The sequence below is a fragment of the Kitasatospora sp. LaBMicrA B282 genome, from assembly GCF_050325825.1.
GTDB lineage: Bacteria > Actinomycetota > Actinomycetes > Streptomycetales > Streptomycetaceae > Kitasatospora.
This window is the reverse complement of sequence record NZ_JBNQTI010000083.1, coordinates 17022-35849: the sequence shown is the minus strand read 5'-3', so window position 1 is coordinate 35849 and position 18828 is coordinate 17022. Positions and strand designations below refer to the sequence as shown.

16 protein-coding genes and 2 pseudogenes are annotated in these 18828 nt (G+C 73.8%); 9 read left to right on the top strand and 9 right to left on the bottom strand.

Translation table 11 applies throughout. The features are described 5' to 3' along the window. Positions 1 to 411: pseudogene (locus ACQRUO_RS22580) on the bottom strand (hypothetical protein); the annotation flags it as partial. A gap of 244 nt (positions 412 to 655) precedes the next feature. Then, on the bottom strand, positions 656 to 1912 hold the full coding sequence (locus tag ACQRUO_RS22575) for an amidase domain-containing protein (RefSeq protein ID WP_428317829.1): 1257 nt from the start codon (positions 1910 to 1912) through the stop codon (positions 656 to 658). A gap of 293 nt (positions 1913 to 2205) precedes the next feature. Between ACQRUO_RS22575 and ACQRUO_RS22570 the strand changes: the two genes are divergently transcribed. The 5 genes and pseudogenes from ACQRUO_RS22570 to ACQRUO_RS22550 all read left to right on the top strand — a co-directional run bounded on the left by ACQRUO_RS22570 (position 2206) and on the right by ACQRUO_RS22550 (position 7849). After that, on the top strand, positions 2206 to 2616 hold the full coding sequence (locus tag ACQRUO_RS22570) for a hypothetical protein (protein ID WP_428317828.1): 411 nt from the start codon (positions 2206 to 2208) through the stop codon (positions 2614 to 2616). Between the two features lie 495 nt (positions 2617 to 3111). Further along, positions 3112 to 4149: an ACP S-malonyltransferase gene (locus tag ACQRUO_RS22565; RefSeq protein WP_428317827.1), complete on the top strand. Its 1038-nt coding sequence runs from the start codon at positions 3112 to 3114 to the stop codon at positions 4147 to 4149. Further along, complete coding sequence (locus ACQRUO_RS22560; protein WP_428317826.1) at positions 4146 to 5234, top strand: arylcarboxylate reductase; 1089 nt, start codon at positions 4146 to 4148, stop codon at positions 5232 to 5234. The genes ACQRUO_RS22565 and ACQRUO_RS22560 overlap by 4 nt, the downstream gene beginning before the upstream one ends. 55 nt (positions 5235 to 5289) lie before the next feature. Beyond that, a pseudogene (locus tag ACQRUO_RS22555) lies at positions 5290 to 5964 on the top strand (AfsR/SARP family transcriptional regulator); the annotation flags it as partial. Positions 5965 to 6376: 412 nt separating this feature from the next. Continuing rightward, positions 6377 to 7849 (top strand): FAD/NAD(P)-binding protein, encoded by a 1473-nt coding sequence (locus tag ACQRUO_RS22550; protein ID WP_428317825.1) that lies wholly within the window; start codon positions 6377 to 6379, stop codon positions 7847 to 7849. Between the two features lie 83 nt (positions 7850 to 7932). Here ACQRUO_RS22550 and ACQRUO_RS22545 read toward each other — a convergent pair whose 3' ends face one another. Then, positions 7933 to 9039 carry a 3-dehydroquinate synthase II family protein gene (locus ACQRUO_RS22545; RefSeq protein ID WP_428317824.1) on the bottom strand — a complete coding sequence of 369 codons (1107 nt, stop codon included), beginning with the start codon at positions 9037 to 9039 and terminating at the stop codon, positions 7933 to 7935. Positions 9040 to 9154: 115 nt separating this feature from the next. Continuing rightward, positions 9155 to 9982, bottom strand: coding sequence for a 2-amino-3,7-dideoxy-D-threo-hept-6-ulosonate synthase (locus ACQRUO_RS22540; RefSeq protein WP_428317823.1), 828 nt, complete (start codon positions 9980 to 9982; stop codon positions 9155 to 9157). 141 nt (positions 9983 to 10123) lie between these two features. Here ACQRUO_RS22540 and ACQRUO_RS22535 point away from each other — a divergent pair, with 141 nt between their 5' ends. After that, complete coding sequence (locus ACQRUO_RS22535; RefSeq protein WP_428317822.1) at positions 10124 to 11140, top strand: diiron oxygenase; 1017 nt, start codon at positions 10124 to 10126, stop codon at positions 11138 to 11140. A gap of 25 nt (positions 11141 to 11165) precedes the next feature. Here ACQRUO_RS22535 and ACQRUO_RS22530 read toward each other — a convergent pair whose 3' ends face one another. Beyond that, on the bottom strand, positions 11166 to 11636 hold the full coding sequence (locus tag ACQRUO_RS22530) for a DUF5990 family protein (RefSeq protein ID WP_428317821.1): 471 nt from the start codon (positions 11634 to 11636) through the stop codon (positions 11166 to 11168). A gap of 78 nt (positions 11637 to 11714) precedes the next feature. After that, positions 11715 to 12686 (bottom strand): alkylmercury lyase family protein, encoded by a 972-nt coding sequence (locus tag ACQRUO_RS22525; protein WP_428317820.1) that lies wholly within the window; start codon positions 12684 to 12686, stop codon positions 11715 to 11717. Positions 12687 to 12763: 77 nt separating this feature from the next. On the opposite strand from ACQRUO_RS22525, the gene ACQRUO_RS22520 reads away from it, so the two are divergent. Further along, entirely contained in the window at positions 12764 to 13162 is a 399-nt protein-coding gene (locus ACQRUO_RS22520; protein ID WP_428317819.1) for a MerR family DNA-binding protein, read from the top strand. Between the two features lie 25 nt (positions 13163 to 13187). On the opposite strand, the gene ACQRUO_RS22515 is transcribed toward ACQRUO_RS22520, so the two are convergent. After that, positions 13188 to 14192 (bottom strand): terpene synthase family protein, encoded by a 1005-nt coding sequence (locus ACQRUO_RS22515; RefSeq protein WP_428317818.1) that lies wholly within the window; start codon positions 14190 to 14192, stop codon positions 13188 to 13190. Positions 14193 to 14507: 315 nt separating this feature from the next. Here ACQRUO_RS22515 and ACQRUO_RS22510 point away from each other — a divergent pair, with 315 nt between their 5' ends. Then, positions 14508 to 15350 carry an S-methyl-5'-thioadenosine phosphorylase gene (locus tag ACQRUO_RS22510; RefSeq protein WP_428317817.1) on the top strand — a complete coding sequence of 281 codons (843 nt, stop codon included), beginning with the start codon at positions 14508 to 14510 and terminating at the stop codon, positions 15348 to 15350. On the opposite strand, the gene ACQRUO_RS22505 is transcribed toward ACQRUO_RS22510, so the two are convergent. Both ACQRUO_RS22505 and ACQRUO_RS22500 read right to left on the bottom strand, forming a co-directional pair. After that, positions 15250 to 15729, bottom strand: coding sequence for a hypothetical protein (locus ACQRUO_RS22505; RefSeq protein ID WP_428317816.1), 480 nt, complete (start codon positions 15727 to 15729; stop codon positions 15250 to 15252). The two genes, ACQRUO_RS22510 and ACQRUO_RS22505, sit on opposite strands and share 101 nt — an antisense overlap. Beyond that, the gene (locus ACQRUO_RS22500; RefSeq protein WP_428317832.1) at positions 15726 to 16838 is read right to left on the bottom strand and encodes a molybdopterin-dependent oxidoreductase; all 1113 of its coding nucleotides are present in this window, start codon (positions 16836 to 16838) and stop codon (positions 15726 to 15728) included. Before ACQRUO_RS22500 ends, ACQRUO_RS22505 begins: the two co-directional genes overlap by 4 nt. A gap of 860 nt (positions 16839 to 17698) precedes the next feature. On the opposite strand from ACQRUO_RS22500, the gene ACQRUO_RS22495 reads away from it, so the two are divergent. After that, the gene (locus ACQRUO_RS22495; RefSeq protein ID WP_428317815.1) at positions 17699 to 18619 is read left to right on the top strand and encodes a glycosyltransferase 87 family protein; all 921 of its coding nucleotides are present in this window, start codon (positions 17699 to 17701) and stop codon (positions 18617 to 18619) included. Positions 18620 to 18828: the final 209 nt, after the last annotated feature.

The following is an 18828-nucleotide window of genomic DNA, read 5'->3' as shown; positions in this document are numbered from 1 at the left end:
GATCCGGGCGGGCGGCTCGGGCAGCACGGCGCGTTGCAGCACCTCGACCACGTCGCGGGCGCCGGCCAGCTGGCGGGAGGAGTGTTCGGAGCGGCGTTTGAGCGCGGTGGTGAGGACGGCGAGTGCGACCAGACCGCCCAGCTGGGGCCAGATCTCGATGTGGCCCTGGGCGTCGTCGCGGAAGAGGGCCAGGACGGTGCAGATGGCGACGACGGCACTGCCGATGAGGGCGGTCTCGGTGAGCGAGAGCAGCGCGGCGGCGGCCGGCGGTGCGGCGGCGAGCAGCGGGGCGGCGGTGTAGGGCAGGGGAGTGGCCAGGTCGTAGCCGACCGCGATGGCGATCAGCAGCCACGGCAGGCAGCGCAGCCAGAGCCGGGTGCTCCGGTCGGTCGCGGTGGGGTTGGTGGCCACGGCGGTAATGATCTCGCACAGGCGGGCGGTCGGCCCGCCGGCGGTGGCGGTGGTCGCGGTGCCGGTGGCGGCGGCGCTGGCGGTGGCCTGCTGCCGCGCTGAACGCGGCGTGCCGCCTTTGCGTACCCGAAGAAGGGGACACGAGGCCGCCCGCCTCGCGTGACCCGTTCCACCGATGGAGGACACATGCGGTGGGTCGGCGACGACGGGCGCACCGCGCCCGTCGTCGCCTGCGTTCATCCGATCACGTGCGGTAGGCGTAGTAGAGCGAGTCGGGGAAGATGGCCACGAGGCTGGCCACGGAGCGGTTCAGCGTGTTGGTGGAGTGGTACGTCACGTACGGCATGCCGGCGGGGCTGCGGTAGGTGACGATCATGGAGTGGTCCTTCGAGCCGGTACGGTCGAAGTCCATCTGCAGGATGTCGCCGACCCCGAGCTGGTAGACATCCGCGAGGTTGGTGACGCGCTTGCTCGACAGGGCGTACCAGGACCACTCGTTCACGCCGTTCCAGGACCAGCTCTGAGTCGCCGGGTTGGTGGCGCTGTACCACCACGTGTGGTCGTAGTCCGAGGCCCAGCCGCCGGCGAACTGCCAGCCGCCCGCCCGCAGGGACTGGCTGATGAAGTTCGTGCAGTCCCCGCCCGCGCCGTTGAACTGGCGGTACGCCGGGTTGTAGTTGTGCCAGTACTTCTCCGCGTACGCCGCCATGGCCGTGTAGTCGACCGCCCCGGACTTCGCGGGCTTCGGGCTGGGCGCCGCCGGCCAGGCGGTGCTCGCCGGCGTCGCCTCCGGCGGGTCGGTCGTGGCGGTGACGGCGACCAGCGGCGGACGGGTCGCGGCGGACGCCAGGGCCGTCGAGGCCACGGCGGAGTCGAGCCGGCTCGGCGTCGGCTCGTTGATCTGCGGGAACCCGTCCGTGTCGAGGTCGGTGAGGCCCGTCAGCTGCCAGTGGCCCTGCGCGTCCTTGACGAAGGTCGCCTCGTGCTGCGCCTGGAAGCCCGTCGTCGGCGGCTCGTCGCCGCGCAGCTTCTCGTACGTCAGCGTCGTGGTCTCGGTGAGCAGCACGTCGGCCCGCTTACCGTCGCCGGAGAGCTGGACGTGGTCCACGGTCGCCTTGGTGTTGCCCGCCTGGTACGCCTCCCCGGCGGCCCGCAGGCGGACCCGGCGCGCCTGCAAGGACGCGTCCACCGCCTGCTCGTTGTGTGCTGCCGTGCTCGCCATCGCGACGCGTCCGTTCGTGGCGGCAGTCGTGTCGGCGGTCTGGAAGATGGCGCGCTGCGCCGGCGGCTGGTCCAGCAGGGCTGCCGTGCGCTGCACCAGAACGGTCTGGGCCAGCCGGTCGAAGTCGGCGACCGTGCCCAGGTCCGGGGTGCGGGCGGTGGTGGCGGCCGTCGGTGTCGCGGCCGTCAGAGATGTCGCCCAGGCCGCCGGTACGGCGGTGGTGGCCAGGGCCGCGGTGATCACCGCGCCGGCGGCGGACCGCCAGATGCTTCGCTTCACGTGGATATCCCTCCCATGCCCGGTCTGTTGTGATCCGGGCAGAGAGGCATCGTCGCACTGTTGCGCTAGTCGACGTAACCACATGGGGAAATCCCGTGATGGAACCGCGCGGGATCCGCCGCCGGACCGGCCGGGTCCTGCCCGCGCAGCTGACCAACAACGCCGGGGCGCGCACCCCGCCCGCGGTGCTGGCCGAAAGTCGCCGATGATCCGGGGTGGGCCGGCCCGGCCGGCCGGCACGGTGGAACCGCCGTGCGGCGGGTGGGCGTTGTGACGGTGGGAGGGATACTGCCATGACACTGCTCCGAGGCACGCCGTTTCGCCTGACGGCCGCCGCCATCGCCGTGCTCGCCGCTGCCCCGCTCGTCACGGCCTGCAAGAGCGCCAACGCGGCCTTGGACTGTGGCAAGCGGGCCATCAGCATCACCGGCGACGTCCAGGACCTGATGGACTCGTCGGTGAATGTCGGCCAGATCACCGACGACGACAAGCGCCGGCACACGCGTGCGGCATTCCAGAAGATCCGCGACGACACCCACAGGATCCGCGAGAGCAGCGGCAACAGCAAGATGAACCAGGCCACCGACAAGCTGTCCAAGGCCGTCGACAGCGCCGTGACCGAGGTCGACAACGGCCGGAAGCCCGACCTCGGCGCCGTGTCGAGCGCGGCCGGCGCGGTGACCGAGGCCTGCGGCTCGTCCTGAGGATCCGAGAACCGATCGGGCCGGCACCTACCCAGTAGGTGACGGCTCATCAACCACACCGTCCCGCCACCGCGCCGGCCGCCCCCTGCGGCCGGCGCGGTGCCGTGTGCGGGCGCAGGCCGGTGACCCGACCGCACAGCAGCCGACGGTATGCCCGTGCTGCCCGGGAAATGCGCCGTGCTGACGATTCCTTGATCCCGGCCGGGCCGGTCCTGACGGCTCGTTGACGCGTTCCCCGTCAGCCGAAATGTGAGAGTTCCCCGGCCATTCCTGGGAGTTTCCCGTGAGCTCCGAAGACTAGGGGAATCCCGGCCCGGCCTCCGCTTCACTTCCACCCCACTGACCCTCCGACCAGTGGGCCCGGTCCGCCGAACCACCCCGGTTGTCAGGAGCAGTCGTCCCGGCACCCGGCTGCCCGAATTCCGATTCGACGCAACCGGCGTACCGATTCCCACGACGACGATTCACCGAGTTTCACAGCGAAAGGAACAGCGCGTGACCCTGGCTTACATCCTGGGTGGTGGGATCAGCCCGGCTTCCGAGAGCGGCCTGGAACTCCATGAGCAGTACCCGGTGGTGCAGAACTGCTACCGGGAACTCTCGGAGCACACCGGCCTGACCGTCGCCCAGATTCTCAGCGAGCCGCTGCCGGAGGAGCCCGGCCCGCGGCGCGGCGTCGGGGCGGTCCGGCAGGCCGCGGTGGCCCTCGGCATCGCCGACCTGCTGGCCGAGCTGGACGTCCGTCCCGGCGCCGTCGGCGGCCTCAGCCTGGGCGGGATGGTCGGCAGCTGTCTGGCCGGCTCGATCGAGCGCCGCGAGCTGGCCCGGTACCTGATGCACACCGGCGAGGCGCCGCAGGTGGTCCCGGGGGCGCCGGCGGAGGGCATCGCCATCGCCTTCGTCCCCACCGACCGCGATCCCGCCGGCTACCACGAGCCGGCCGTCCCGGACGTCCACCTCGCCTCCGACTTCGGGCCGTCCGTGGACGGCGGCGCCCGGATGCTGATGCTGTCGGGCCTGCGGGCCGGGCTGGAGCGGGTCGCGGCCGAGGCGCCGCCGGGCACGGTGGCGGTCCTCGACCAGTACCGGATCGCGCTGCACACCCCGCTGCGCCAGGCCGCCCGTGACTTTCTCGAGCCGTGGATCGCCGCGATGCCGCTGCGGGACCCGGTGCTGCCGCTCAGCTCCTGCCTGGAGCAGCGCACCCTGGGCACGGCCGAGGAGGTCCGCGACCTGTTCCGCCGCAACACCACCGACCCGGTCCACCTGCTGCACGTGTGCGCCGAGATGAAGCGCCAGGGCGTCCGGCTGGGCCTGGTGCTCGGCCCGTCCATCCCGTCCGGCGTGGTGGACTTCCCCTTCCCGGTGGTGCACATCGAGACCCCCGAGCACGTGGGGCAGGCGCTCGCCGCGATCTACGAGCTCGGCATCGAGATCGCCCCCGCGACGTCCGAGATCGCCCCCGCGACGTCCGAGATCACCCCCGCGACGCCCGAGATCACCCCTGCGACGCCCGGGAGGACGGCGCGATGACCGCCACCGAGCCCACCGACCCCGGATACCTGACCCGCACCGACCGCTGGCTCGCGCTGGACCTGGACGACTGGACCCGCCGCGTGCTGCGCCGGCACTTCGACCCGGAACTCGGCAGCCCGTACTGGCTCGAGCGCGCCGCCCACCTCGACTTCGACCCGCTGGACATCACCCGGTACGCCGAACTGTCCGCCTTCGGCCCCTTCCCGCTGACCCAGCTGCGGGAGCTCGACCCCGCCGACCTGGTCCCGCTGGCCGTGCCCCGGCCGCTGGCCGGCCAGGTGTGGGAGACCGGCGGCACCACCGGCGCGCCCTGCCGGGTCTTCTACACCGAGCCCATGCTGGCCCACAACATCGACTGGCGCTGCCGCGCGATGGCGGTGGGCGGCTTCGAACCCGGCCGCTCCTGGCTGCACGCCGGACCCACCGGGCCGCACCTCATCGGCACCACCACGCTGGCCCTGGCCAGGGACTTCGCCGCGACCGTCTACGGGATCGACATGGACCCGCGCTGGGTCAAGCGGCTGGTCCGGGCCGGCGACCTGAAGGGCGCCCAGGCCTACACCGACCACCTGGTGGAGCAGATCGCCGACGTGCTCGGCAAGCGCGAGGTGGACCACCTCAGCACCACCCCCGCGCTCTTCCAGGTGCTGCACCGTCGTCACCCCGACCTGGTCCGGCGCCTGCGCGGGGTCCGGCTCGGCGGCACCCAGGTGACGCCCGACATGTACCGCGAGTTCAGTGCCGCCGTGGACGGCCGCCCGCTCGGCCTGACCTACGGCAACACCCTCGGCAGCGGCATGGGCCTGCCGCCGGCCGCCGGCGGTGACCTGCTGCCCTACGTGCCGCCGTTCCCGCAGGTCACCTACGCCGTGGTGGACCGGGAGGACTGGACCCGCAGTGTGGAGTACGGGCAGTTCGGCCGGGTGCGGCTGACCGTCCTGCACGAGGACCTGTTCCTGCCGAACGTCCTCGAACGCGACCGGGCCGTCCGCTACCCGACCGGCGACGACTGGCCGTGCGACGGGGTCGCCAACGTCCAGCCGCTGCAGATCACCCAGGCCTCACCCGAGGGCCTCTACTGAGCAACCGCAGTCCCCAGCGGGCGACTCCGCCCGCTTGTCCAGAGCGGGGTACCCCATGGCCGACCACCAGTTCCAGGTGCTGGGTCCACTCGAACTCCAGCACCCCGGTGGCTCCCTCGCCGTGGTCGGCGCGCGGCAGCAGATCCTGCTGACCATGCTGCTGCTCCAGGCCAACCGGGTCGTCCCGGTCTCCCGCCTGGTCGAGGCGATCTGGGACGACACGCCCCCGCCGACCGCGCTGGCCCAGGTGCGCATCTGCGTCTGCCGGCTGCGCCGGGCCTTCGGCCGGCTGGGGCTGGCGGACGCCATCCGGACGCACGCCGCCGGCTACCTGCTGCAGGCCACCGCGGACTCCTCGGACCTGGTGCGGTTCGAGGAGCTGCTGGCCCGGGCCCGCACAGCGGCCGCCGCGCACCGCACCGGGGAGGCCGCCGCCCTCTTCCGCGAGGCGCTCGCGCTGTGGCGGGGGCCGGCGGCCGGCGGGCTCGACAGCCCGTTGGTGCAGGCGCTGGCCACCCGGGTGACCGAGGAGCACGCGGCCGCCCTGGAGGAGTACTTCGAGCTGGAACTCCACCAGGGCAGACACCGGACGATCACCGGTGAGCTCGCCGCCCGGGCGGCCGACCACCCCTACCGCGAAGGCCTGAGCGCCCGCCTCATGCTGGCGCTCTACCGGTCCGGTCGGCAGGCGGAGGCGCTGGCGGTCCACCGGAACCTGCGCCGCCGGCTGGACGAGGAGCTCGGCATCGAGCCGGGGGCGGCGGTCCGCCGCCTCCAGCAGCGCATCCTGGCGCAGGACCCGCGGCTGGCCGACCCCGCCGACACCGCCCGCGCCCTCGACCCGGAACCCGAACCCGCCGCCCCGCAGCGGTCGGGCGCAGCGGCCGGCCGGCCGCCGGCCGGACCGCGGCCAGCTCCGTGGCGAGCACCCGGGCCCGACCGCACGAGCGACCTGCTGCACCAACTCGAGTGGGAGAACGCCTGGTTGCGCACCTGCCAGGCGGCCCGTCGGTACCTGCTGGGGAATCCCGCCCGGGGCCCGCTGCCGGTCCCCACCCCCGTCGATCCGTGCCCCGCCCGGGACCGAGGCGTCCCGGACCACCACCCCGCACCCGCCCCTGCCCCCAACGAAGAAGGCTTCCATGGACGTTGCCATCATCGGCGCCGGCGCCGCCGCCACCTGCCTGCTCGACGCCCTGTCCCGGCAGCGCGCCGCGCCGGGCCGGCTGACCGTCTTCGACCCCTCCCCGCACCCGTGGCGCGGGCAGCCCTACGCGAACGACCTGGCGCACGTCCGGGTCAACCTGCCGCCGCAGCAGATGTCCGTGCGCCACGGGGAGGACGCCCACTTCGCCGACTGGCTGCGCTCCGGCCCGGACGACGCGGCGGACCACCTCGACGCGCTCCTCGGCCAGCCACTGGTCCCGCGCGCCCGCTACGGGGACTACCTGGCGGAGACCGCCGAGGCGGCGATCGGGACGCTGCGCAGCCGCGGCTGGCAGGTCGGGCTGGTCGCCGAGCGGGTGACCGGGGCCGAGGCGCGGGCCGGCTCCGCCGTGCTGCTGCGCACCGACGGCGGCTCGGTGCACCGGGTGGACCGGGCGGTGCTCTGCGTGGGCGCGGGCAGTCCGCGCGACGTCTACCGCCTCGCCGGGGCGCCCGGCTTCGTCCTCGACCCCTTCCCGCTGGCCGAGACGCTTGACGGCATAGCCGCCGACGCCGACGTGGCGGTCCTCGGCAGTGGGCTGACCGCGGTCGACGTGGTGGTCTGCCTGGCGGCCCGCGAGCACCGGGGGAGGATCACCCTGCTCTCCCGCAACGGAGTGCTCCCCAACGTCCAGCAACGCGGCTTCCCGTTCCGGCCGAAGCACGTCTCGCGGGCCCGCCTGCTCGAGCTCGCCGACGAGGGACCGCTGACCCTGCAGCGGCTGGAGCCGCTGTTCGCCGCCGAGCTCGCCGAGTACGGCGAGGACCCGGCGCCGCTGCTCGCGGAGCTCGGCGCGGCCCGGACCGAACACCCGGCGGAGCGGATCCGGCGCCAGCTGGGCGAGGTCGGCGCCGAGCAGCGCGCGCGGCGCGTGCTGGTCCGCCTGGTCCGCGCGCTGGGGCCGGTGGCGCTGGGCCTGCTCGCCGAGCCGGAGCGGAAGGAACTGCAGGAGACGCACTACCGGCTCGTCTCCAGTCTCTGCTCGCCGATGGTCCCGAGGAACGCCGCCGTGCTGCTCGCGCTGCACGACGCGGGGCGGCTGGACCTGGTGGACGGCGTGCAGCAGATCGAGCCCCGCGCCGGCGGGGGATTCGCCGTCGAGTGCGCCGGTCGCGGTCCGCTCGGCGCCGACGTGCTGGTCAACGCGGTGAACGCCACCCCGTACGCGACGCCCGAGCGTGCCGACGGGGTGGTGCGCTCGCTGGTCGAGGGCGGCGCCGCCGAGCTGTGCGGGACCGGCGGCCTCGGCACCGAGCCCGGCACCGGCCGGCTGGTCGTCGACGGACGCCCCGACCACCGACTGCTGGCACTGGGTGACCTCGCCGGGCACGGCCTCTTCATCACCTCCAGCATCGCCGGCCTGGCCGCCCAGGCACCGGCCGTCGCCGGAGCGCTGCTCGCCGACTGACGCGCGCGAAGGGGTGGGGTGGGAGCGCCGAGACGCTCCCACCCCACCCCTTTCGCCGTTCCTCGTCCGCTCCTCGCCGCCGGCTACTTCTCGACGCAGAACTCGTCGATCGGGTAGCCCACGTGGCGGTCGGCGGTCGGCAGGTAGCCCAGGACCTTGTCTCCCGGCTTGAGTTCGGTGCTGTTGAGGACGATCCCCGCGGGGCCGAGCACCCGCACGTGCCAGTCGTCCTGCAGGATCAGGTTGACGGCCTGGCCGTTCGGGGCGACGGCGTCGATGGAGATCAGCGGCCGCGACTCGATCTTGACCCGGCCCACGGTGACCACCCGGGTCTGGCCCTTGACGTCGACGGCCAGCACCTTGCTGCCGGCCTGCAGCTCGCTGAGGTAGTTGGTGCGGCCGTGCTCGCCCGCGATGGTGTACGACATGATCGCGCCGGCGTTGACCCGGAACGGGCGGGTCGGCATGTAGGGCAGCGGATGGGTCTCGCTGACGCAGAGGATCATGCCCTTGGAGTGGGAACCGACCAGGATGCCCTCGTCCTGGCGGAAGTACGAGCAGGTGTCCACACAGGCCCGCTCGCCCATGCCGACGTGCTCGGTCCGCACGACCTCCAGCTCCACCAGGGTCAGCTCGCCGGGACCGCCCTCGGCCGCGGCCTTCAGCGCGGTGGCGTCGCCGACCGCCTCGGGGGCCAGCATCACGCCCTCGGAACCGTGCTCCAGCACCCCGAAGATGATCCGGGCCTCCGCCACGTCCTTGGCCACCGTGATGATGTTGCCCTGCGACTGCGCGGCGGCCGCGATCACGATCTCGAGCGGGATCTTGGTGGGGTCGCGGAACAGCAGCAGGCTCCAGGGCTCGGTCCGCGCCGAATGGCAGGCCTCCTCCAGGGTGTCCGCGTCCACGATCTCGACGAACCGACCGAACTCCACCGTGGGGTGGGCCTTGGCCAGCGCGGCCCGGCCGCCCTGCTGGCCCGGGCCGAGGATCACCACGTCGGCCGGTGCCAGGTCCTCGGGCAGGTCCCTGCCCTGCGGCAGGAAGACCTTCTTCACGGTTGGCGGCAGCCCCTTGAGGTCGGCGAGGTTCGAGGTGACGATGCCGTCGATCCGCTGGTGCAGCGCCTCCTCGACGATCGCCTTCTTGGCGCCCTTGGTCGCCCGGATGTCCAGCCAGGACAGCTTCACGGGGTTTCTGCCTCTCTTCTGCGGTGTGTGTCTGAACTGATCACTCGTGAGCCGGGCCCGGGCCCGGCGGTTTCTCCGGTGGCGGTGGCGGCGGCCGCTGTCGTAGCGGTCGTCTTCACCCGAGCTCGGAGCCGGAGACCTCGAGGGCGCTCCCGGCCACGGCCATCCCCAGGTCCCGGTGGATCACGGCGGAGAGCCGGCGGGCCATCTCCCCGGGGTCGGCCGCCTCGAACACGTTGCGTCCCATCGCCACCCCCGCCGCGCCGCCGCGCAGCGCGTCCTCGACGAAGGCCACCACCGCGTCGCCGTCGTCCCGCCGCGGACCGCCGACCACGATCACCGGTACCGGGCAGGCCCGCACCACATCGGCCATCTCCGCGGCCGAGCCGACGTACGGGGCCTTGACCACGTCCGCGCCCAACTCGGCGGCCAGCCGGGCGGCGTGCGCCACCAGCTCCGGGTCCTGCGGGTTGCCGATCTTCGGCCCGCGCGGGTACATCATCGCCATCAGCGGCAGGTTCCAGCGGTCGCAGGCCTCGGCCACCCGGGCCAGGTCGGCGACCTGCTCGCGCTCCTGTGCGGACCCCAGGTTCACGTGCACGCTGACCGCGTCCGCGCCCAGCCGCAGCGCCTCCTCCACCGTGGCGACCAGGTACTTGGCGTCCGGGTCGGGCGCGTGCCGGGTGCTCGCACTCAGGTGGACGATCAGCGAGGTCCGGGTGAACCACTGCGGGTCGACGTGGGCCAGGACGCCCTTGTGGACCACCACGGCGTCCACGCCGTTGGTGGCCAGCCGCCCCACCAGCAGGTCGAGGCTGCTGCCGGACGCGATGGGGCCGTCCGTGACGGAGTGGTCGAGCGGCACGACGAACAGCCGCTCCTCGTCGTGGTGGTGGAGCCGTTGCAGGCGGAGTCGTCGGGCAAAGGAGTGGTGGGTGGGCACTTCTGCTCCTGCTCGCGAGGGGATTCGAGTGGGAAGAGCGTGCCCGGACCGACCTATCATCCGCGTTTCAGCGCATCGGGATAGCTCGGTGATACGCGCCTTTTCCTACCGTGGTCTCCGACGAAGGCGGAAGGACCCCACGTGAACTTCGAGCAGGAATCCCCGGTCGAAAGCGCCGTCATGCGCAGGCTCTCCTCGAACTGGCACCGGCGGGCCGTCGTGAAGAAGCCGGAGCCCGATCTCGACGACCTCTTCGAGAGGGACCGGCCCGACTTCCCGCTTTTCATGACGCCGCTCCACGGCCATCCGGTCATGGCGACCCTGGCGGACGAGACCGTCCAGCAGATGCTCTTCTTCGCCGGTCTCGCCTTCCACAAGTTCACCATCGAGATCGAGAGCGAAATCGTGGCCCCGGCCTTCGCCGGCGTGCTGAGCGGCCGCTTCCCGGTCGTCGGCGGCCCGCAGGCCCAGGCCGCGATCGTCCAGGCGACGGTGGACGAGCAGTACCACTCGCTGCTGCACCTGAACGCCGCCCGGGTCATGCAGGACCACCGCCGCCCCTGGGCCCTGGACTCGCGTGCCCTGCCGCTGTCCGACCTGGTCACCCGGCACCACCTGCTCCGGTCCCGGGCGGACCACGCGTGGCAGCGGGACCTGATCCGACTGGCCTTCGCCACCGTGGTCGAGGTGGCGATCGGCGGCTACCTGGAGCTGGCCGCTAAGGACAAGGACATCCAGCCGGTCAACAGCGCGACGGCCGCCATCCACTGGCGCGACGAGGAGTGCCACGGCTCCCTCGCGGCCGACTTCGCCCTGGGCGTCTTCCGGAGCCTCGACCCCGAGCGGCAGCGGTACTTCATGACGACGATGGTCGAGGCGGCCCGCCAGTTCTCCGAGAAGGACTTCACCCTCTGGCACGCGATCGTCGACCTGGTCGGCGCGCCCCACGCGCACGACGCCCTCAAGGAGGCCTACGACCAACCGGGTTCGCGGATCCTGCGCCGCGACTACCGGCCGCTGGCCAGGCTCTGGACCACGATGGCGGAGTCCAGCCCACTGGACCTCGACTGGGCGGTGGCGAGCCTCCCGACAGTGAGCCTCCCGACGGCGAGCCTCCCGACGGCGAGCCTGCCGGGGGCGGCCGCCGGGCGCGGCTGACCGGCGGGCCGCGCGGCGCGGCCCGTCAGGCAGTCCCGTTCACGGGCGCGGCGGACCACTCGACGAGCGGCGGCCGCACCCGGGCGCACAGGGGATGGCCCTTGGCGTCGGTCAGGCCCAGGCGGCCCAGCAGCCGCCCGGTGCGCAGCGCGGCGTCGGCGGTCTCCGGGTCGATGGCGTCGAGCATCAGCTTCGCGCGCCGGAACAGGGTGAAGGCGCCGGCCTCGTCGACGGTGCCCCAGGAGAGGTAGATGAACCGGGCTCCCGGGCGACCCTGGATGTAGGGCCCTCGGAGGTCGACACCGCCATCGGTGGGCGTCGCCGTGCACTCCAAGGTCCACGCCGCCGACGGGGCGTCACCGGGATGGAGGTCGAGCAGCTCGTCGCGCCGGTCGCGCCGTTGGACCGCGACGTGGATGTTCTCGTAGCCGGGGAAGTCCGGGCCGCCGCCGCACGTGCGGCCCGGCAGCTGGAACGCTTCGATCCTGATCTGCATGGGTCCATCCTCCCCACGACCGCGGCACCGGCATCGGCAACGGCACCGGCACCGGCAATGCCACGATCGCGTAGGTCATCAGCCCGTGGCGCTCAACAGCGGACCGAAGATCTCCGCGCCGAGGCGCTCCGCCGCCGCCTGGTCCAGCACTGCGCCGTCGACGCCGCGCTGCCCGCCGGCCCACTGCTCGGCGCTGCCGCGGTCGGTGAAGAACCGCAGGTAGCCACAGCAGACGGCAGCCGCCGGGCCGTCCTCGGCGCGGGCGCCGTAGTAGACCACCGCCGACTCCGGTTGCCAGCGCGTCTTCCCGTCGGCGAATTCCACGCGGACGGGGGCACCGCTGAGCGGGTCGGTGGAGGTGATGACGGCGTCGCCACCGAGCATGGCCGGGATGCCCAGGGCGTCGATCGCGCACATCGACCACACCCGGGCCGCACCAGCGATCTGCACGACGTGCGCGGTCGGCACGGCCGAGAACGGGTACGCGGCCCGGATCCGCCCCTCCTCGTCCAAGGTCAGGAAGTCCTCGGCAGCCAGCTCCGCGAGCACCCGGGCCGCCGGCAGGCCGAACGGCCTCGACACCTCCTCCAGGTCTGCCACCTCGGGCGCGCCACCGGTGGTCGCGAAGGACCGCAGCACAGCCTGCTGCAGCGCGCGCAGGCCCCGCTCGACCGGGGCGAGCCGGCCACGGCCACCCCGCCCGGCGGGCCGGGCGAGGGCGGCCAGGTCCGCGCGATCGGTGCTGGTCGGCTCGATGCCGAGGGCCCGGCGCAGGTCCTCGACCCGGGGAGCACCGTCGACCGTGCCGTCCGAGCCGCGGTACAGTCGGCAGGCGAAGCCCGTCGGCGTGCCGGGGGCGGCGAACGGGTCGCGCCCGTCGACCAGCACGGTCGGCGAGCCGTGCATACCCCGGCGCGCGGCCTCGGCCTCGTCCCGGACCACGTGCCGCACCACCTCGACCTCCGGCCGCCGGGCCAGCACCGAGGCCAGCCTGTCCTCCAGCACCGGACCGTTGGGGCAGTCCGGCACCGTGAGCAGCTCCACCCTCATCAGCGGTACCTCCTTCTCGCTCCCTTGCGAGGCTAGACCTTCCAGCGCACTGGAAGGTCAAGAGCTAGCCTGCAAACATGCGCATCGGGGCACTCGCCGCCGCCACCGGCACCACGGCCAGGACCCTCCGCTTCTACGAGCAGTCCGGGCTGCTGGAGGAGCCTGCCCGCACGCCCGGCGGCTACCGCGACTACCCGCCCCAGGCGGTCGCCCGCGTCGACTTCGTCCGCACCGCACAGGCCGCCGGCCTCAGCCTCGCCGAGATCCACGGCATCCTCACCATCCGCGACAGCGGCCGGCCACCCTGCGCACACGTCACCGCCCTGCTCGAGAAGCACCTCGCCGACGTGGACCGGCGACTGGCCGAACTGCACGCAACCCAGGCCACACTCCGCAAGCTCGCCCGCACCGCCGCCGCAACGGACCCCGCCACCTGCGCCGAAGGCGACATCTGCCGCATCCTCACCGGCACCTGACCGGGCCCGGCGCAACGTCCGGCCCTCAGCATCCGCGCTGCGCGGCTCCCGGCTCCGGCCGGGTCTCGGCCGGGGCGGGATCATGCCGCTCGACGGGCTCACGGCCGCCCGGGGCCAACTGCTCCAGGTAGGAGGGGCGGGCCGGGTCCGCCCACTCCTGCATCGCGTAGCGCGAGGTCTGCTCGTGGTACGCGCACATGGCGGGGAACCAGCCGCGCATGTTGGCCACGGCGTGCCCCACGGCGGCCCGGACGGTGGGATCGGCATCAGCGGTTCGCTGCCGGAGTTCCGCCTCCGCCGACCGGTAGCCGTCGACGCAGGCGCGGACCAGGCCCGCCGTCCGGTCGATGGCCTCCTGTAAGTCGCACCCGGTGGTGCGCATGATCACGGCGCAGGCGTTGGACGGGGCCCCGGCGGCGATCTCCTTCTCGACGGAGTAGACGTCGTTGAAGAGGATGGCGAAGTCCATCGTCGCCCAGGCCGCCCGCTGGAAGGGACCCGACTCGAAGACCTCCTGCGGCAGTTCGCACCCCAGCTCCAGCAGGTCCACCCACACCGGCCCCCCGAACGTGGAGCGGCGCACCCTGGTGAGGTAGTCGTCGAGGGAGACCGGAAGCGCGTCGTTCGCGATGCCGTCGTACTCGGTCAGGTAGCCGTCGACGATGCTGTGCATGTTCGACGCGAACCGGCGGATGAAGCGCGGCGAGCTCTCCCGCCGGAGCCGGACCAGCACGTCGGCGAGCCCGCGCACGACCGGGTCCCGGTGTGCGGTGAACTCCCGGGGCACCTCGATGGCCGCGTGCAGAGCCGTGCACAGGACCTGCCAGCCCGCGGAGTCCCGCTCCAGGAGGAAGCCGGCCTGCTGGTCGTCGTAGACGAAGAACCAGACGTAGAAGTCGACCACGGCGGACAGGGCATCGCCGGGCACCATCGGATAGCACCAGCACGCGGCATCCGCGTAGAGCACCTGGTGGAAGAACCGCTCCGCCACCGGCGGCGACATCAGGCCCATGCGGACCGTCCAGTCCATGCTCCGGTCGCAGAGCTCCCGCTGCCGCGGGTGCGGCACCAGCGGGAACGGGGACTGGAACCTCGGAAGCGTCGGCTTCCGCTGCGCCGAATCGCGCGATGGCTCTGGCACGGTGTCCCCTGTTCGGTTCGCGCCGATACTCCACTGCCTCTCGAACGTACCGGTCCCGCCGGCGTTCCGACGGCAAAACGCCGGCGGATCCGTTCGGGAACCGTAAGGAGCAGCAGCCCCCACCGGAACACCCCACGCTCCTAAGGTCGTCGGTGGAGCCGGGACCCCCGGCCCCGTCGACGACCGACCGCTGGAGGAGCACGGATGACCGAGACTGCCGAAGTCGGGGTGATCGGGGGCTCCGGCCTCTACGCCCTGCTGGACGACGTGACCGAGGTCGTCGTCGACACCCCCTACGGGCCGCCCAGCGACTCGCTGTTCCTCGGGCAGCTGGACGGCCGCCGGGTGGCGTTCCTGCCGCGGCACGGCCGCGGGCACCGCATCCCGCCGCACCGGATCAACTACCGCGCCAACCTGTGGGCGCTGCACGCACTCGGGGTGCGCCAGGTGCTGGGTCCGTGCGCGGTGGGCGGGTTGCGCAGCGCCTACGGGCCCGGGACGCTGCTGGTGCCCGACCAGTTCGTGGACCGCACCTCGGGCCGGGTGCAGACCTTCTACGACGGGGTGCCGTTGCCCGACGGCACGGTGCCCGAGGTGGTGCACGTCTCGGCGGCCGACCCGTACTGCCCGGCCGGTCGGGGGGCCGCGCTGGCCGCGGCCCGTGACCGAGGGTGGGAGCCGGTGGCGGGCGGGACCCTGGTGGTGATCGAGGGGCCGCGGTTCTCCACCCGCGCCGAGTCGCGCTGGTTCACCGCCGCCGGCTGGTCGGTGGTCGGCATGACCGGCCACCCGGAGGCGGTGCTGGCCCGCGAACTGGGCCTGTGCTACACGTCGATCGCCCTGGTCACCGACCTCGACGCGGGCGTCGAGGTCGGCGCGGGCGTCACCCACGGCGAGGTGCTGGAGGTCTTCGCGCGCAACGTCGACCGGCTGCGCACGGTGCTCTTCAGCGCCGTCGAGCGGCTGCCGAAGAACCGGGACCGGGACTGCGTCTGCTCGCACGCCCTGGACGGCCTGGCCACCGGCCTGCCCGGCGTGCCCTCCTGACCCCCTCGGCGAGCAGCGTGGCCAGCGCCGTCGCGGCCAGCAGCCACAGCAGGTTCCGCAGGTAGGGCAGCGGCAGCACGGTGGGGTTGCCGCTGCCGGCACCGGCGTGCAGGACGGCCGGCAGCCCCACCGCGGTCAGCGCGGCGGCCACCACCAAGCCGCCGCGGACCGTCCACGGCGCCCGCCGCAGGGCCGCCCCGGCCAGGCAGACCAGCGGCAGCCACAGCCCGTCGTGGAGCAGCACGCCGCCGACCGCCCACCGCGCGACGTCCAGCGGGTCCTGCACGTAGGGGTCGGTCAGCAACCCGTGCAGCCCGAAGCCGATCAGCGCCAGCGCACCCAGCGCCAGCACGGCGCGCAGCACGCTCGCCGGCCTCATACGATCACCTCCAGGCGCTCCACCCACTTGGTCTGCAGCACCCCGGGCCGGCCGGGGGCGATGATCCGCGCCGGGTAACCGTGGTCCGGGGCCAGCACCGCGCCGTTGACCCGCAGGGCCAGGAGCGTCAGCGGGTCGCGCGCGTACTCGGCCTCCATCTCCGTCACCCGGTAGGGACCGTCGGCCTCCAGCGAGGTGATCCGCACCCGGGCGGTGGGCGGCGCCCCGGCCCGGGCCAGCAGGTCGCGCAGTCGCACCCCCGACCAGCGCGCGGTGGCGCTCCACCCTTCGACGCAGGCGATCGGCAGCTCCGCCTCGTGCTGCTCCATCGTCAGCAACTCGTCCATGGTCAGCTCGTAGCGGAGCGGGCCGGTGACCCGTAGCCGCCAGTCCGCCGGCGGCTGCGCGGTGCCCGCCGCCGCGGCGGTCCGGTTGACCGGCAGGCCCTGTGGCCCGAGGTCGGGGCGGCGCGGGGCGAGCAGGTCGCTGCGACGCAGCACGGGCACGGTCTGCCCCGCGGTCACCGCGGTGACCGCCAGCACCGATGCGGTCACCGCGGTCAGGAAGCCGCGGCGGTCGGCGGTGGCGGGCCGCACGCGGCGCCAGTGGGCGGCGATCTCGGGTGCCTTGACGGCCAGGTGCAGCAGCAGGCCGCCGAGGGCGAGCCAGGCCAGCCAGAAGTGCGTCTGCCGGAACGGGAACGGCCACACGTACCACTGCAGGGTGTTGAGCAGCCCGGTGAACAGTTCCAGCAGCATCGACGCGACCAGCAGCAGGATCCCCAGCCGCTCCAGCGCGTGCCGCACGCTGCGCGCGGGCGGCCATTCGAAGAGCCGCGGGTAGACGGTCCACAGTTTGGCGCCGAGCAGCGGGATCGCGGCGATGCCGCTGATCACGTGCAGGCCCTGGGTGACCTGGTAGAGGGTGACCGGTCGGCTGGGCAGGCGGTCGCGGAGCAGGCTCGGGGGGTCCTGCAGCACGTGGCTGTACAGGCCGGTGAGGAAGCAGAGGAGCAGCGCCGTGCCCAGCCAGCGGCCGATCACCACGGCGGTCCGTGGATCGTGCAACCGTGAGCGGAAGGCACCCGCGCGCAGCGGGCCGACCCGCAGCGCGTCCGGCGGGGTGGGCAGCGGCAGGTCGAACCGCCGCGAGCGGTCGGTGGTTTGGTTCTCTCGCACCCTTCCATCTCACCGCCTGCGAGCGGCCCGGCGGGGTAGGCGGCTGCTTACGGAAGTCATACGGTCGGCTGCGGCAGCGTCCCCGCGGGCGGTGTCCGCTGGCAGGGTGACGACGTGTCCGCAATCCTCACGTTGCTCAGTCCCCGTCCCCGTCCCCGTCCGCGCCTGCGCCCGCGCACCTTCGGCGCCGCGCGCCGCCCGCTGGTGGCCACCGCCGTCTGCGGGGCGGCCCTCGCCGCGCTGGTCGCCGCGCTGGCCTGCACCTTCACGATCGGCGGCACGCTGGGCCACAGCCACGCGCTGCTGCTCTGGTACCCCGCGGACTGCGCGCTGTTCGCGCTCGCCGTGCTGGCGCTGCGGCGGGTGCCCGTCCGGCGGGTGGCCGCCCTGGTGCTGGCCGGCAGCGCGGCGGTGGCCGTCTGCGGCCTGCTGGTCCCGCCGCGGACCAGCGACGACGCCTACCGCTACCTGTGGGACGGCCGGGTGCAGGCGGCTGGGATCTCCCCGTACGCCTACCCGCCCGACGCCCCCCGGCTCGCCGGCCTGCGGGCCGGCGAGCCCGCGCGCCTTCCGCCCCCAGGCGAAGGACAGGAAGGGGAGAGAAGACGGGCGGGAGTGGGGTTGGTTATTCAAGTCTCACCACCCCCCCCCCCCCCCCCCCCCCCCCCCCCCCCCCCCCCCCCCCCCCCCCCCCCCCCACCCCCGCGCTCTTCCCGCCCACCGGCGACTGCACGGGCTGGGACGAACGCCGGGCGGCGGCGGGCTTCTGCAGTCACGTCAACCGCCCCGGCGTGCCGACGATCTACCCGCCGGTGGCGGAGGTCTGGTTCCTCGGCCTCCACCTGGCCGAGCACGGCACCGGGGTCCGCGCGGCGCAGGCCGGTGGAGCCCTGCTGGCGGTGGCCACCACCGGCACGCTGCTGGTCGTGCTGCCCCGGGAGCGCCGACGCCGGGCCGCGCTGTGGGGCTGGTTCCCCGGCACCGCCGTCTGGGCCGTCAACGACGCGCACGTGGACACCCTCGGTGCGCTGTTGGCCGTCGCCGGCCTGACTCTGGCGGCCCGGCACCGCCGCACCACCGCCGGCTGGGCGCTGGGCGCGGCCGCCGCGGCCAAGCTGCTGCCGGCGCTGGTGCTGCCGGGCGCCCTCAGCGGGGCGCTGGCCCGCCGCCCGACCCGGCGCGACCTGCTGCTGCCGGCGGTCGCCCTGGGCTGCTTCGCGCTGGCGTACCTGCCCTACCTGATCCTCTCGGGCCGCCAGGTGCTCGGCTTCCTGCCCGCCTACCTGCGCGAGGAGGGGTACGACGACGCAACCGTGCAGCGCTTCGGGCTGCTGCAACCCCTGCTGCCGGACGCCGCGCTGGCCCCGGCGGCCGCCCTCGTGGTGCTGGCCGCGGTGGTGTACGTGCTGCGTCGCGGCGATCCCGGTCGCCCCTGGGCCGGGGCGCTCCTGGTGTACGGCACCACGTTGCTGGCGCTCACCCCGGACTACCCGTGGTACGGGCTGCTGCTGGTGGCGCTGGTCGCGCTGGACGGCCGCTGGGAGTGGCTCGCGGTGCCCGCGGCGGGGGAGGCGGTGTACCTGCTCGGCGGCGACGTGCAGACTCCGGCGTACCGGGCGGCGCTCGCGCTGGTCCTGGCGGGCGCGGCGGTCCGCCGGTGGGTGTCGTGGCGGGGAGCGGCGGTGACCCGGGCGGCGGTGCGGGCGGGGTAGCCGCGGGCGGGGCGGATCCGGGCCGAGCGCTTCGGTGCGCTACCCGTCCCGGTGTGTGCCCGTCCCGGTGTGTGCCCGGCTCGGAGTGTGCGGTCGGCAGCGCGCGGTCCGGCGGCCCCGTGCCGGGCTCGCCGGACCATGTTTTTTTTTTTTCCCTCACAATAGCCTCACCCCCCCCCCCCCCCCCCCCCCCCCCCCCCCCCCCCCCC